Source organism: Streptomyces calvus, assembly GCF_006782915.1.
GTDB classification, from domain to species: domain Bacteria; phylum Actinomycetota; class Actinomycetes; order Streptomycetales; family Streptomycetaceae; genus Streptomyces; species Streptomyces calvus.
In genome coordinates, this window is the sequence record NZ_VCNP01000017.1 from 169,639 (window position 1) to 185,070 (window position 15,432).

The 15,432-nt window shown below is 68.1% G+C and carries 5 protein-coding genes, 1 tRNA gene and 2 rRNA genes; 1 reads left to right on the top strand and 7 read right to left on the bottom strand.

All coding sequences use genetic code 11. The features are described from left to right. Positions 1–216: 216 nt before the first annotated feature. The 3 genes from FGW31_RS08580 to FGW31_RS08590 all read right to left on the bottom strand — a co-directional run bounded on the left by FGW31_RS08580 (position 217) and on the right by FGW31_RS08590 (position 9,577). Positions 217–2,949: a DNA translocase FtsK gene (locus FGW31_RS08580; RefSeq protein ID WP_182675067.1), complete on the bottom strand. Its 2,733-nt coding sequence runs from the start codon at positions 2,947–2,949 to the stop codon at positions 217–219. Positions 2,950–3,123: 174 nt separating this feature from the next. Beyond that, entirely contained in the window at positions 3,124–3,801 is a 678-nt protein-coding gene (locus tag FGW31_RS08585; RefSeq protein WP_142192778.1) for a response regulator, read from the bottom strand. A 307-nt stretch (positions 3,802–4,108) separates the two neighbouring features. After that, a complete protein-coding gene (locus FGW31_RS08590) occupies positions 4,109–9,577 on the bottom strand; it encodes a HAMP domain-containing protein (RefSeq protein WP_142192779.1) in 5,469 nt (1,822 codons plus the stop codon). A 415-nt stretch (positions 9,578–9,992) separates the two neighbouring features. Between FGW31_RS08590 and FGW31_RS08600 the strand changes: the two genes are divergently transcribed. Continuing rightward, positions 9,993–12,746: a SpoIIE family protein phosphatase gene (locus FGW31_RS08600; RefSeq protein WP_142192780.1), complete on the top strand. Its 2,754-nt coding sequence runs from the start codon at positions 9,993–9,995 to the stop codon at positions 12,744–12,746. A 62-nt stretch (positions 12,747–12,808) separates the two neighbouring features. On the opposite strand, the gene FGW31_RS08605 is transcribed toward FGW31_RS08600, so the two are convergent. From FGW31_RS08605 to FGW31_RS08620, 4 genes are all read right to left on the bottom strand, one after another. After that, positions 12,809–12,881 (bottom strand) — tRNA-Thr (locus FGW31_RS08605). A 74-nt stretch (positions 12,882–12,955) separates the two neighbouring features. Continuing rightward, positions 12,956–13,618, bottom strand: coding sequence for a DegT/DnrJ/EryC1/StrS family aminotransferase (locus FGW31_RS08610; protein WP_161175313.1), 663 nt, complete (start codon positions 13,616–13,618; stop codon positions 12,956–12,958). Between the two features lie 114 nt (positions 13,619–13,732). Further along, a 5S ribosomal RNA gene (rrf, locus tag FGW31_RS08615) occupies positions 13,733–13,849 on the bottom strand. An 84-nt stretch (positions 13,850–13,933) separates the two neighbouring features. Continuing rightward, a 23S ribosomal RNA gene (locus FGW31_RS08620) occupies positions 13,934–15,432 on the bottom strand; the annotation flags it as partial.

A 15,432-nucleotide genomic window follows, 5' to 3' on the forward strand; every position in this document is an offset into this window, starting at 1 on the left:
AGGTTCAGTCTAGGAGGGGTACGAGAGGGTGGGGCAACCGGGCGGTCGTACTTTGTACGCCATCGGAATGGCCCGACATCCCGATGGTGGGCCTATAGTGCTTCGCTTCCCTCAACTTGACGTACGCCGACGGGAAACGGTTGCTCAATGATCCCTTACGGGTGGGTCACGATCGGCCACCAGGGTGCCCCGGGGCGACGACCGTGTCCCGTCCGCCTACCCTTCAGACTCCCCCCGGATCAGCGCGAGCACGCCATCCAGCTCATCAGGCTTCACAAGAACATCACGAGCCTTCGAACCCTCGCTCGGTCCGACGATGTTCCGGGACTCCATGAGGTCCATCAGCCGGCCCGCCTTGGCGAAGCCGACGCGCAGCTTGCGCTGGAGCATGGACGTCGATCCGAACTGGGTGGAGACGACCAGTTCGGCCGCCTGGCACAGCAGGTCGAGGTCGTCGCCGATGTCCTCGTCGATCTCCTTCTTCTGCTTGGTGCCGACGACGACGTCCTCGCGGAAGACCGGCGCCATCTGGTCCTTGCAGTGCTGGACGACCGCCGCGACCTCCTCCTCGGTCACGAACGCGCCCTGCATACGCGTCGGTTTGTTCGCACCCATCGGCAGGAACAGCCCGTCGCCCTTGCCGATGAGCTTCTCCGCACCGGGCTGGTCGAGGATGACGCGGGAGTCGGCGAGCGAGGAGGTGGCGAACGCGAGCCGGGACGGCACGTTCGCCTTGATCAGACCCGTCACGACGTCGACCGAGGGCCGCTGGGTGGCGAGCACCAGATGGATGCCGGCGGCGCGCGCGAGCTGCGTGATGCGCACGATGGCGTCCTCGACGTCGCGCGGCGCGACCATCATCAGGTCGGCCAGCTCGTCGACGATCACCAGCAGGTACGGGTACGGCTGGAGCTCGCGCTCGCTGCCCTCGGGCGGCTTGACCTTGCCCTCGCGCACCGCGCGGTTGAAGTCGTCGATGTGCCGGTAGCCGTAGGCGGCCAGGTCGTCGTAGCGCAGGTCCATCTCGCGGACGACCCACTGCAGTGCCTCGGCGGCCCGCTTGGGATTGGTGATGATCGGCGTGATCAGGTGCGGGATGCCCTCGTACGCCGTCAGCTCCACGCGCTTGGGGTCGACCAGGATCATCCGGACGTCCTCCGGCGTCGCCCGCATCATGATCGACGTGATCAGGCAGTTGATGCAGGACGACTTGCCGGACCCGGTCGCGCCGGCGACCAGCATGTGCGGCATCTTCGCCAGCGAGTCCATGACGTAGCCGCCCTCGACGTCCTTGCCGAAGGCGACCAGCATCGGGTCGTCGTCCTCGGCGGACTCCGCGAGCCGCAGCACGTCGCCGAGGTTGACCATCTCCCGGTCGGTGTTGGGAATCTCGATGCCGACCGCGGACTTGCCGGGGATCGGGCTGATGATCCGCACGTCCGGGCTGGCGACGGCGTACGCGATGTTCTTGGTCAGCGCGGTCACCCGCTCGACCTTCACGGCCGGGCCGAGTTCCACGACGTAGCGGGTGACCGTCGGGCCGCGGGTGAAGCCGGTGACGGCGGCGTCCACCTTGAACTCGGTGAAGACCTTCCGCAGCGCCTCGACGACGACGTCGTTGGCGGCGCTGCGCGCCTTGCCCGGACCGCCGCGCCGGAGCAGGTCCAGGGACGGCAGGGAGTAGGTGATGTCGCCGGAGAGCTGGAGCTGCTCGGCACGCGCGGGCAGGTCGCGGGGCTCGCGGGGCGGCACCTTGGTCATGTCCAGGACGCCGGCCGGCGGCTTCTCCGCCTTCGGCTTGTCCGAGGCCGGCTTCTCCTGTTGGGAGCGGGCGGCCGGGACCGGTGTCGGTGTGGTCGACTCGCGGTCACCGACGCTCACGCCCTGGGTGAGGTCGGCGACGATCGGCGAGGGCGGCATCCCGTGCAGCACGGCACCGTCCAGTGCGGCGGCCGCGGCGGCGGCCACGTCGACGGCGTCCATGGGCCGGTCCGTACCGGCCCGGGGCGCCGCGGGCCTGCGCGGCCTGCCACGGCGCCGGGACAGGGCCTCCTGTTCGGCGCTGTCGGGGTCGTACTCCTCGGGGGCGGGGCGACGCCTGCGGCGGCCGGCGGGCAGCGCCTCGCGCCACTGCTCCTCGTAGCGTTCGTCGTCCTCGCCGAACTCCTCCGGCACCGGCTCGTGGATCAGTCCGAGCCGCACGCCGAGCTGCCGCAGGCGCTGCGGAATCGCGTTCACCGGCGTGGCGGTGACGACGAGCAGCCCGAAGACCGTGAGCAGCACCAGCAGCGGCACGGCGAGCACGTCGGTCATGGTGGACGACAGCGGTGTGGCCGCGCCCCAGCCGATGAGGCCGCCCGCGTCCCGTACGGCCTGCATGCCGTCGCCGCGGGCGGGCGAGCCGCAGGCGATGTGGATCTGCCCGAGCACGCCGATGACGAGCGCGGACAGGCCGATCACGATCCGTCCGTTGGCCTCGGGTTTCTCCGGGTGCCGGATGAAGCGGACGGCGATCACGGCGACCAGGATCGGTACCAGCAGGTCGAGCCGGCCGAAGGCTCCGGTGACCAGGATCTCCACGAGGTCGCCGACCGGGCCCTTGAGGTCGGCCCAGGTGCCCGCGGCCACGATCAGCGCGATGCCGAGCAGCAGCAGCGCGATGCCGTCCTTGCGGTGTGCGGGGTCGAGGTTCTTCGCGCCCTGCCCTATGCCGCGGAAGACGGCGCCGACGGCGTGCGCCAGGCCGAGCCACAGGGCGCGCGCGAGCCGGTACACGCCGCTGGTCGGGTTGGGGGCGGGCGCGGGTGCCGGCTTCCTGGCCGCGGCCTTCTTGGCAGGAGCCTTCTTCGCCGGGGCTTTCCTGGCTGCGGCCTTCTTCGCCGGGGCCTTCGCGGAAGCGGCCGCCTTCTTCGCCGGCGGCTTCTTGGCTGCGGAGGGACGTGAGGCCATGGATGTGAGGTTACCGGTGGAGACGGCAGGGGACACGCGTGACCGATGCTTCACCCGTTCGTGTCGCTCCGACAACGGCGCGAAATTGACGCAGGGGGCGACGGTGAAGGGGAGTTGACGTCGGCTCGAGCCCGGCCCGCACCACGGGGCCGGGCAAGGCCCCTGCCACGCGGGTCAGTTCTGCGACGGCACCGACGAGGCGCTGCCGGCGCCGGGTTCGAGGGCGTCCAGCGCCCGCCGCAACCCGGTGAGCTTGCGCTCCAGATGGGCCGCCGTGGCGACCGCCGCAGCGTCGGCCGAGTCGTCGTTGAGCTGCTTGGTGAGCGCCTCCGCCTGCTCCTCGACGGCCGCGAGCCGCGCCGAGAGCTCGGCGAGCAGGCCCGCCGACTCCTTCGGCTCGTCGCTGTCCTTCTCGCCGCCCTCCAACTGGAGCCGCAGCAGCGCCGCCTGTTCCCGCAGCTGGCAGTTCTTCATGTACAGATCCACGAAGACCGAGACCTTCGCCCGCAGCACCCACGGGTCGAACGGCTTGGAGATGTAGTCGACCGCACCCGCCGCGTACCCGCGGAAGGTGTGGTGCGGGCCGTGGTTGATCGCGGTGAGGAAGATGATCGGGATGTCCCGGGTCCGCTCTCTCCGCTTGATGTGCGCGGCGGTCTCGAAACCGTCCATGCCCGGCATCTGGACGTCCAGCAGAATGACCGCGAAGTCGTCCGTGAGCAGTGCTTTGAGCGCTTCCTCCCCGGACGATGCCCGCACCAGCGTCTGATCGAGCGCCGAGAGGATCGCCTCCAGCGCCAGCAGATTCTCCGGCCGGTCATCGACCAGGAGGATCTTGGCCTTCTGCACCATGGCCCGCCCTCCTCGCCCCGGCTTGGGGCCTCCCCTGTCCGCAGGACCTGAGGACGTACCGGTGAGTACCGCCCCAGGGGACGGCTCCCTTGCGCCGCCCGTCCTTGTGCCGGTCATCGTAGCCGCACCCCGCCCGTCGACACACCCTGTCACCGTGATGTCACTGTGCACATAGCAGAAACGCAGCGGGAGACCAGAAGGTTCCCCGAATCCAACACTTCTACACGACGTGGCGCGCCCCGTGTCCACGACGCGGCACGGACACCGAAGCTTTCCGTCATGTTCGCGCGCTCTCCCGACGCCGCCCTCACTCCCCGCGCATCCACTGCTCCATCACCGACAGCAGGTGATCCGGGTCGACCGGCTTGGTCACGTAGTCGGAGGCTCCCGACTCGATCGCCTTCTCCCGGTCGCCCTTCATCGCCTTCGCGGTGAGCGCGATGATCGGCAGCCCGGCGAACTGCGGCATCCGCCGGATCGCCGTGGTCGTCGCGTACCCGTCCATCTCGGGCATCATGATGTCCATCAGGACGACCGCCACGTCGTCGTGCTGCTCCAGCACCTCGATGCCCTCACGGCCGTTCTCCGCGTACAGCACGGACAGACCGTGCTGCTCCAGGACGCTGGTGAGCGCGAACACGTTGCGGATGTCGTCGTCGACGATCAGCACCTTCTGCCCGCCGAAGCGGATCCCGCGGCGCGACAGCCGGGGCGCCGGTTCCGGCTGCTCCACGCCCGACCACTGCTCCGGCTCCGCGGGCCGCTGCTCCGGCTGGGGCGCGATCCTGCGGCGCCGCCGGAACAGCGCGGCGGGACCGTTCTGGGTGTCCCGGTACGACTTCACCTCCGCCGGCGTCTCGACCTCGCCGGAGGTCAGCTCGGCCGGGGTCACCAGCTCACCGGCCTCCAGCACGGGCATCGGCTGCGCGTAGCCGTGCGGCGGCAGCTCACTGGGGTGCAGCGGCAGGTACAGCGTGAACGTCGAACCGCGGCCCGGCTCGCTCTGCGCGTGGATCTCACCGCCGAGCAGCTGCGCGATCTCCCGCGAGATGGACAGCCCCAGCCCCGTACCGCCGTACTTGCGGCTGGTGGTGCCGTCGGCCTGCTTGAACGCCTCGAAGATCACCCGCATCTTGCTCGCCGCGATGCCGATGCCGGTGTCGCTCACCGAGAACGCGATCAGGTCCGCGTCCGGGTCGGTCAGCGAGCCCGCCTCCAGCAACTGCTCCCTGATGGCCTGCGGGACGTCGTCGCGGGCGGGCCGGATGACCAGCTCGACCGATCCGGAGTCGGTGAACTTCACCGCGTTGGACAGCAGGTTGCGCAGCACCTGCAGCAGCCGCTGCTCGTCGGTGTGCAGCGTGGCCGGCAGCTCCGGCGAGACGCGCACCGACAGGTCCAGGCCCTTCTCCGCGGTCAGCGGACGGAAGGTGGCCTCCACGTAGTCCACCAACTGCACCAGCGCGATCCGTGTCGGCGAGACGTCCATCTTGCCCGCCTCGACCTTCGACAGGTCGAGGATGTCGTTGATCAGCTGCAGCAGGTCGGAACCGGCGCCGTGGATCGTCTCCGCGAACTCGACCTGCTTCGGCGAGAGGTTGCCCTCGGCGTTGTCGGCGAGCAACTTGGCCAGAATGAGCAGCGAGTTGAGCGGCGTGCGCAGTTCGTGCGACATGTTGGCCAGGAACTCGCTCTTGTACCGCATGGAGACCGCGAGCTGCTCGGCGCGCTCCTCCAGGACCTGCCGCGCCTCCTCGATCTCGGTGTTCTTCACCTCGATGTCGCGGTTCTGCCGGGCCAACAGCTCGGCCTTCTCCTCCAGTTCGGCGTTGGACGCCTGCAGCGCCTTCTGCCGCTGCTCCAACTCCGCCGACCGCTCCCGCAGTTGCTCGGTCAGCTCCTGCGACTGCGCCAGCAGCCGCTCGGTCTTGGTGTTGACCGAGATGGTGTTCACGCTCGTCGCGATCATCTCGGCGATCTGGTTGAGGAAGTCCTTCTGGATGTGCGTGAACGGTGTGAACGAGGCCAGCTCGATCACGCCGAGCACCTTCCCCTCGAACAGCACCGGCAGCACGATCACCTGCGCCGGCGGCGCCTCCCCGAGCCCCGAGGAGATCTTCAGATAACCACTGGGCGCGTTCTCCACCAGGATCGTGCGCTTCTCCATGGCGGCCGTCCCGATGAGCCCCTCACCCGGCCGGAACGACGTCGGCATGGACCCCATGGAGTAGCCGTACGAGCCGAGCATCCGCAGCTCGAAGTGGTCGTCGTCCGCGGAGTTCAGGTCCTCGCCGTCGACCAGCGGCATCGCGAGGAAGAACGCGCCGTGCTGCGCCGAGACCACCGGCGTCAGCTCGCTCATGATCAGCGAGGCGACGTCGTCCAGGTCGCGGCGGCCCTGCATCAGCGCGGAGATCCGGGCCAGATTGCCCTTCAGCCAGTCCTGCTCCTTGTTGGCGATCGTGGTGTCGCGCAGGTTGGCGATCATCTTGTTGATGTAGTCCTGCAGCTCGGAGATCTCCCCCGAGGCGTCCACGTCGATCTTCAGGTTCAGGTCACCGCGGGTCACTGCGGTCGCCACCCGCGCGATGGCACGCACCTGCCGGGTCAGGTTCCCGGCCATCTCGTTCACCGATTCCGTCAGGTCCCGCCAGGTGCCGTCGACGTCCCGCACGCGTGCCTGGCCGCCCAGCTGGCCCTCGGTGCCCACCTCGCGGGCCACGCGCGTGACCTCCTCCGCGAAGGAGGACAGCTGGTCGACCATGGTGTTGATGGTCGTCTTCAGCTCCAGGATCTCGCCGCGCGCGTCGATGTCGATCTTCTTCGTCAGGTCACCCTTGGCGATGGCCGTCGTCACCATGGCGATGTTGCGCACCTGACCGGTCAGGTTGGACGCCATCTGGTTCACCGACTCGGTGAGGTCCTTCCACGTACCGGCCACACCCGGCACATGCGCCTGACCGCCCAGGATGCCGTCCGTGCCCACCTCGCGGGCCACCTTGGTGACCTGCTCGGCGAACGCGCTCAGCGTCTTCACCATGGTGTTGATGGTGTCGGCGAGCTGCGCCACCTCGCCGCGCGCCTCGATGCTGACCTGCCGCGTCAGGTCGCCGTTGGCGACGGCGGCGGAGACCTGGGAGATGTTCCGCACCTGCGTGGTCAGGTTCTTGGCCATCAGGTTGACGTTGTCGCTCAGGTCCTTCCAGATGCCCGTGACGCCCGGCACGTGCGCCTGACCGCCGAGGATGCCCTCGGTGCCCACCTCGCGGGCCACCCGGGTCACCTGCTCGGCGAACGACGACAGCTGGTCGACCATCGTGTTGACGGTGGTGACCAGCTCGAGGATCTCGCCCTTGGCGTCGACGGTGATCTTCTTCGACAGGTCGCCCTTGGCGACCGCGGTGGTGACCTCGGCGATGTTGCGCACCTGGAGGGTCAGGTTGTTCGCCATGCCGTTCACGGACTGCGTGAGGTCCTTCCAGGTGCCGGAGACACCCTGCACCTCGGCCTGACCGCCGAGGATGCCCTCCGTACCCACCTCACGGGCCACCCGCGTGACCTCTTCGGCGAACGACGACAGCTGGTCCACCATCGTGTTCAGCGTGTTCTTGAGCTCCAGGATCTCCCCGCGCGCGTCCACGGTGATCTTCTGCGAAAGGTCACCGCGGGCCACCGCCGTCGCCACCTGGGCGATGTTGCGCACCTGGCCCGTCAGGTTGGACGCCATGCCGTTCACGGAGTCCGTCAGGTCCCGCCACACACCGGCGACGCCGGGCACCTGCGCCTGACCGCCGAGGCGGCCCTCGGTGCCCACCTCGCGGGCCACGCGCGTGACCTGGTCGGCGAAGGAGGACAGCTGGTCCACCATCGTGTTGATGGTGTTCTTCAGCTCCAGGATCTCGCCGCGCGCGTCGACGTCGATCTTCTGCGACAGGTCACCGCGCGCGACGGCCGTCGTGACCTGCGCGATGTTGCGCACCTGGCCGGTCAGGTTCGACGCCATGGAGTTGACGGAGTCGGTGAGCTCCTTCCAGGTGCCCGACACGCCGTCCACGCGCGCCTGACCGCCCAGCCGGCCCTCCGTACCCACGTCCCGCGCCATCCGCGTGACCTGGTCGGCGAAGCTCGACAGCTGGTCCACCATCGTGTTCACGGTGTTCTTCAGCTGGAGCATCTCGCCGGAGACGTCCACGGTGACCTTCTGCGACAGGTCGCCGTTGGCGACCGCGGTCGTCACCTGGGCGATGTTCCTCACCTGTCCGGTGAGGTTGCGGAACGCGGTGTTGACGGAGTCCGTCAGGTCCTTCCACGTCCCGGCCGCGCCCGGCACCTGCGCCTGGCCGCCCAGCTCGCCCTCGACGCCGATCTCCCGCGCGACCCGCGTGACCTCGGCACCGAACGCGGACAGCTGGTCGACCATCGTGTTGACGGTGTTCTTCAGCTCCAGCATCTCGCCGGCCACGTCCACGGTGACCTTCTGCGACAGGTCACCGTTGGCGACCGCCGTCGTCACCGCGGCGATGTCCCTCACCTGAGTGGTGAGGTTGCGGAACACCGTGTTGACGGAGTCCGTCAGGTCCTTCCACGTCCCGGCCGCGCCCGGCACGTTCGCCTGACCGCCGAGCCGCCCCTCGGCCCCGACCTCGTTGGCGACGCGCGTCACCTCGTCGGCGAAGATCCGCAGCGTCTCGGTCATCTGGTTGATGGTCTCGGCGAGCTGCGCGACCTCGCCGCGCGCCGGCACGGTCACCTTCCGCGACAGGTCACCGTTGGCGACCGCGGTCGTCACCTCGGCGATCCCGCGCACCTGCGCGGTGAGGTTCCCGGCCATCGTGTTGACGGAATCGGTGAGTTCCTTCCACACACCGTCCACACCGGGGACCTGCGCCTGGCCGCCGAGGGCGCCCTCGGTGCCGACCTCGCGGGCGACGCGGGTCACCTCGGAGGAGAACGCGGAGAGCTGGTCCACCATCGTGTTGACGGTGTTCTTCAGCTCCAGCATCTCCCCCTCGACGTGCACGGTGACCTTGCGGGACAGATCACCGCGCGCGACGGCCGTCGTCACCAGCGCGATGTCGCGCACCTGCGCCGTCAGCCGCTCCGCCATGGTGTTGACGGAGTCCGTCAGGTCCTTCCAGGAGCCCGACATGCCGCGCACCTGGGCCTGACCGCCCAGCTTGCCCTCGGTGCCCACCTCGCTGGCCACGCGCGTGACCTCGTCGGTGAACGTCGACAGCTGGTCGACCAGGTTGTTGACGGTCCGCGCGACCTTCAGGAACTCGCCCCGCAGCGGATGCCCCGCCCCGTCCGGCGCCTGGGTGCGCAGCTCCATACGCGGCGACAGGTCGCCCTCGGCCACCGCCGACAGCACCCGGCTGACCTCGGAGACGGGCCGCACCAGGTCGTCGACCAGCGCGTTGGAGTTGTCGATGGCGGTGGCCCAGGAGCCCTCGGAGGCTCCCGTCTCCAGCCGCTCCGTGAGTTTTCCCTCACGTCCGACCATCCGGCGCACCCGCGCCAGCTCGCCCGTCAGGTGGAGATTGCGGTCGGCGACCTCGTTGAAGACCGCCGCGATCTCCGACATCACGCCGTCGCCGGTCACCGTGAGCCGTTTGCGGAAGTTTCCGTCCCGCATCGCCACGAGCGCCGTCAGCAGCCGGTTCAGGGCCGCCGTGTCCACCGTCGTCGTCCCGCCCCGCGACCTTGTCGGCTTACTCAGGGACTGTCCGCCTTTCGCGCGCGTCTTCGTGCCCCGCGTCGCTGCGCCAGACTCCACTGTGTCCCTCCCGCAGGGGTCGACCGTTACCGCTGTGCCCGGGCACACCACCAGCGGCGTTCCCGTTCCTACTGTGCTGTTTCCGTACTACTGCGATGTCCTGCCCGGCGTTCCCAGGCGCCGCCAGGGGGCTGCTGCCCACCCGACGGGGAAGACACACGGCCTGTCCGGGCCTTCACCACAAGCCTGCCCAGTGTTTCACCCCTGCCGAACCAGGCCATAACAGTTCGGCAGCTTCGCACACCGTCCGCACACACGGCGGGTGGAAGACACCTCCGGACGGAAACACAGCAGACCGGCATCCGCTCGGACCGCGAAGGTAAGTAACCTTGCATGCGGCTGTCCAGCCACGCCGGTCCGTCCGGCCTGGGCGGTGGCAGGGAGAAGAGCGGGCATCGGAGGGGCGGCCGCACACATGACCACCGGACTGATCCCGGGGGAGCAGCCCCCGGACCCGCGGCCGACTGACGGCCTGCCGCAGCAGCGGCGCGAGCCGGTCGGCCAGGGAGCCATGCCCGTCGAGAACCGGTCGAGGAGTTCTGTGATCACCGCGCGCGCGGCCGCCAGCTTCGAGCCCGTCGGGCGATCTGTCGCGAGCGCCCGCTCCTTCGTCCGCGACACCCTCCAGGGCTGGGGCTTCGGCGACATCGTCGACGACGCGGTCGTTCTCACCAGCGAACTGGTGACCAACGCCGTGGTCCATGCCGGCACCTCCGCCGATCTGCTCTGCCTGCGCAGCGACGTCGGTGTCCGGATCGAGGTGGCCGACCGGTACCCGGAGCGCGAGGTCCCGCTGCAGGGCCTGCCCGTCAACATGGGCAGCCCGGACCGCGAGGGAGGCCGCGGGCTCCAGCTGTGCGCGGCCCTGGCCGGCCACTGGGGTGTGGACTACACGCCGACGCACAAGACCGTCTGGTTCCAGCTGGATCTTCCCGAGCGTCCGGTCGGCACCCGCACCGCCGGCCCGTCCCTGCCGGCGCATCTTCTCCCGCTGGCCGACGCCCGGGTCCGCGTGGCCGTCGTCCAGGTCGACCGCGGCGGCTCCGTCAGCGCCTGGAACGAGGACGCGGAGGAGTTGTTCGGCTACACGGCCGAGCAGGTCACCGGCAAGCCGCTGACGGACTTCGCGGCCTGGCCGCACACTCCGGGCACGGGCACCGGCATCGCCGACGCGCTGCGGCTCTCCCGCTGGGAGGGCAGCTACGGCATCCGTGGCGCGGGCGGCCGGGTCATCCCGGTGTACGCCTCTCACCTGCGGGTCCGTGACACCGACGGGGAGCCGTCAACCGTCTGTCTCCTGGTGCGGGACCACGAACGGGCGGTTCTGCAGACCCCGCTGCGCGGCCCGGCGTCCGACGCGTCGGGTGTCTCCGAGGGGCAGAGCACCGATCCCTTCGAGGTGTTCATCGGCTCTCCCGCTCCGGACGACCTGGACGGTCTGCTGCAGCGCACGGTGGAACGCGCCCGCGACATGCTCGACGGCGACTCGGCCTTCCTGCTGCTGGCCACCGACGACGAGACGGAGCTGGAGGTCCGCGCCTCCACGGGCCTGCCGTCGGCCCGCCAGCGTTTCGCCCGTGTGCCCGTCGAGGCGGGCCCGGGTCGCTACGGCTCGGCCCGCATGCCGGCCGTCCACGAGGACCTGACCGCCGTGCCCGGCGCGGTGCCGCTCCTCAACGGCACGGGCATGCGCTCGGTCGTCACCGTCCCGCTGAAGGTCGAGGGCCGCCTCACCGGTTCCCTCGGTGTCGCCGCCGAGGCGCCGGGCAGGTACTCCAACGAGGAGGCGCTGCGCCTGCAGTTCGCGGCGGACCGTATCGCTCTCGCCGTGGAGTCGGCCCGCCTGGGCGAGTTGGAACGCCTGCGTCGCGGCTCGCTCAGCTTCCTCGTCGAAGCGTCCGATCTGCTGGCGGGCACTCTGGACCGGGACCAGACGCTGGCGCTGATGGCCCAGATGACGGTTCCGACCCTGGCCACCTGGTGTGCCGTCTACACGATCGCCGACCAGGCGTCGGAGCCGTATCTGTCCTATGTGCTGCACGAGGACGAGGAGTTGATCGACGGCATCAAGTCCCTGCTGTCGAAGGTTCCGCCGCCCGATCCGGTGCCGACGCCGGGTGCGCGCGTCTGGTCGGCTCCGGCCGAGGTCGCCCATCAGGCGGCGCTGCGCACCTCCATGCGCAGTCTCGGTCTGAGCGGCGGCCCCACGCGGCAGGTCACCCCGGGCATCGGTCCGACGCTGGCCACGGCGTCCGCGGTCGGCGGGGAAACCGTTGTGCTGCCGCTGGTGGCCCGTAACCGTGTCATCGGCATGCTGACGCTCGGCAAGCCGACGGACGAGCACTTCCGCCAGGAGATCCTGGAACTCGCCGAGGACCTCTCACGGCGTGCCGCGCTGGCTCTGGACAACGCCCGCCTGTACTCCGAGCGCACGGCCATCAGCCAGTCCCTCCAGCGCAGCCTCCTGCCGCCGGAGCTTCCGCTGATCGACGGCGTGGAGGTCGAGGTCATCTACCGGGCGGCCGGCGAGGGCAACGAGGTCGGTGGTGACTTCTACGACCTGTTCCCGATCAGTGACGGCGCCTACGGCTTCGCCATCGGCGATGTCTGCGGTACGGGTCCGAACGCGGCGGCGGTCACGGGCCTGGCCCGGCACGCCCTGCGGCTGCTGGCACGCGAGGGCCTGAGCGGCCCTGCGGTCCTGGAGCGTCTGAACTCCGCGATTCTCGACGAGGGTGCCCGCAGCCGTTTCCTCACGCTGCTGTACGGCGAGCTGCGCCCGCAGGCGGACGGCAGTGCGGAGTTGAAGGTGGTGTGCGCCGGCCATCCGCTTCCGCTGCGTCTGCGCCAGGACGGCACGGTCGAACCGGCTGCCGAGCCTCAGCCGCTGCTGGGTGTCCTGGAGGATCTGGAGCTGTACGAGCAGACGGTCACCCTCGATCCGGGTGACGTCCTGCTGTGTGTGACCGATGGTGTCACCGAGCGCCGTGAGGGCAGCCGGATGCTGGGCGACGACGGTCTCGCCGATGTCCTGACGACGTGTACGGGTCTGACGGCGGGCGCGGTGGCGGCCCGCATCATGCGCGCCGTGGAACGCTTCGCCACGGATGCGCCGTCCGACGACATGGCCATCCTGGCCATGCGCGTACCGGGTGTGCAGAACGACTAGAAGGCGGCCGGTTACGGAACACGCAAAAGGCCCCGCCCGATTGGGCGGGGCCTTTCTGTCCGAGCCCCCAAACGGAATCGAACCGTTGACCTTCTCCTTACCATGGAGACGCTCTGCCGACTGAGCTATAGGGGCCTGTTGCTTGCGAGGTTTCCCTCGCGCCAACGGAATAGATCATACCCCGAACCGGCCCGTGCTCCCAACCACGCTCAGAGGGCGGGTTGCAGAAGTCCGCCCAGCGCATTGCACGCGGACGCGATCCGCTGCATGTCCCTCTTGGTCAGGGTGGCGTCGACGGGCAGTGCGAGCGTCTCGTCGGCGGCTCGCTCGGTCTCGGGCAGGGACACGCAGCGGCGGAACTCGGGCAGCCGGTGCACCGGGGTCTTCACCGGTACGCGGCATTCGACGCCCTTGGCTCGTATGGCGCGTGCGAAGGCGTCGCGGTCGGGCCGCCCGTTGCCGGGTACTCGCACCACGTACTGCTGGTAGGTGTGTCCGACGCCGCCTTCGGGTGTCCGGACGCCGCGCAGTTTGGCGTCGAGGTAGGCCGCCCGTTCCCGCCGCTGGGCTATCTCGTCGTACGGCGACTCGGACTCGCCGTGCTCCAGCACCAGCAGTCCGTGGCGCCGGCCGAGGGCGTGCAGTCGTGCGACGTCGGCGGGCCTGCCGAAGCGGTGGACGACAACGACGGCCGCTGTCCGCGGGGTTACGGCGGCTTCCACGGCGGCCGGTTCCAGGCAGTACGTCGTCGGATCTATGTCGGCGAACACCGGCAGCGCTCCTGCCGTCGCCACGGCTTCGGCGACTTCCACGTTGCCGAAGGCCGGCACCACGACCTCGTCACCGACTCCGACACCAGCGGCCCTGAGCAGTGCAGCAGTACCCATGTAGTGGATGCTGGGCGCGCAACGTGAACTTCAAGTGACGCAGAACAAAAAAGGGTTGGACCCTGAACCGAAGTTCGGGGTCCAACCCTTTGAAGTATTGTTCGGCGGCGTCCTACTCTCCCACAGGGTCCCCCCTGCAGTACCATCGGCGCTGTAAGGCTTAGATTCCGGGTTCGGAATGTAACCGGGCGTTTCCCCTACGCTATGACCACCGAAACACTATGAAACTGACAACCGCACCACGTGTGACACATGGGGTTGTTCGTGGTTTCAGAACCAACACAGTGGACGCGAGCAACTGAGGACAAGCCCTCGGCCTATTAGTACCGGTCAACTCCACACGTTACCGTGCTTCCATATCCGGCCTATCAACCCAGTCGTCTACGGGGAGCCTTACCCCATCAAGTGGGTGGGAGCCCTCATCTCGAAGCAGGCTTCCCGCTTAGATGCTTTCAGCGGTTATCCCTCCCGAACGTAGCCAACCAGCCATGCCCTTGGCAGAACACCTGGCACACCAGAGGTTCGTCCGTCCCGGTCCTCTCGTACTAGGGACAGCCCTTCTCAAGACTCCTACGCGCACAGCGGATAGGGACCGAACTGTCTCACGACGTTCTAAACCCAGCTCGCGTACCGCTTTAATGGGCGAACAGCCCAACCCTTGGGACCGACTCCAGCCCCAGGATGCGACGAGCCGACATCGAGGTGCCAAACCATCCCGTCGATATGGACTCTTGGGGAAGATCAGCCTGTTATCCCCGGGGTACCTTTTATCCGTTGAGCGACGGCGCTTCCACAAGCCACCGCCGGATCACTAGTCCCGACTTTCGTCCCTGCTCGACCCGTCGGTCTCACAGTCAAGCTCCCTTGTGCACTTACACTCAACACCTGATTGCCAACCAGGCTGAGGGAACCTTTGGGCGCCTCCGTTACCCTTTAGGAGGCAACCGCCCCAGTTAAACTACCCATCAGACACTGTCCCTGATCCGGATCACGGACCCAGGTTAGACATCCAGCACGACCAGACTGGTATTTCAACGACGACTCCACCCGAACTGGCGTCCGAGCTTCAAAGTCTCCCAGCTATCCTACACAAGCCGAACCGAACACCAATATCAAACTGTAGTAAAGGTCCCGGGGTCTTTCCGTCCTGCTGCGCGAAACGAGCATCTTTACTCGTAGTGCAATTTCACCGGGCCTATGGTTGAGACAGTCGAGAAGTCGTTACGCCATTCGTGCAGGTCGGAACTTACCCGACAAGGAATTTCGCTACCTTAGGATGGTTATAGTTACCACCGCCGTTTACTGGCGCTTAAGTTCTCAGCTTCGCCGGCCCGAAAGCCAGCTAACCGGTCCCCTTAACGTTCCAGCACCGGGCAGGCGTCAGTCCGTATACATCGCCTTACGGCTTCGCACGGACCTGTGTTTTTAGTAAACAGTCGCTTCTCGCTGGTCTCTGCGGCCACCCCCAGCTCAGACCGAAAAGATCATCACCAGGAATGGCCCCCCTTCTCCCGAAGTTACGGGGGCATTTTGCCGAGTTCCTTAACCATAGTTCACCCGAACGCCTCGGTATTCTCTACCTGACCACCTGAGTCGGTTTAGGGTACGGGCCGCCATGAAACTCGCTAGAGGCTTTTCTCGACAGCATAGGATCATCCACTTCACCACAATCGGCTCGGCATCAGGTCTCAGACTATTGCCAGGCGGATTTACCTACCTGACGTCCTACACCCTTACCCCGGGACAACCACCGCCCGGGATGGACTACCTTCCTGCGTCACCCCATCACTCACCTACTA

Excerpts from the sequence above, each read along its gene's own strand:
- FGW31_RS08600 (WP_142192780.1), top strand. The coding sequence starts at position 9,993 with ATGACCACCGGACTGATCCCGGGGGAGCAGCCCCCGGACCCGCGGCCG.
- FGW31_RS08580 (WP_182675067.1), bottom strand. The coding sequence starts at position 2,949 with ATGGCCTCACGTCCCTCCGCAGCCAAGAAGCCGCCGGCGAAGAAGGCG.
- FGW31_RS08585 (WP_142192778.1), bottom strand. The coding sequence starts at position 3,801 with ATGGTGCAGAAGGCCAAGATCCTCCTGGTCGATGACCGGCCGGAGAAT.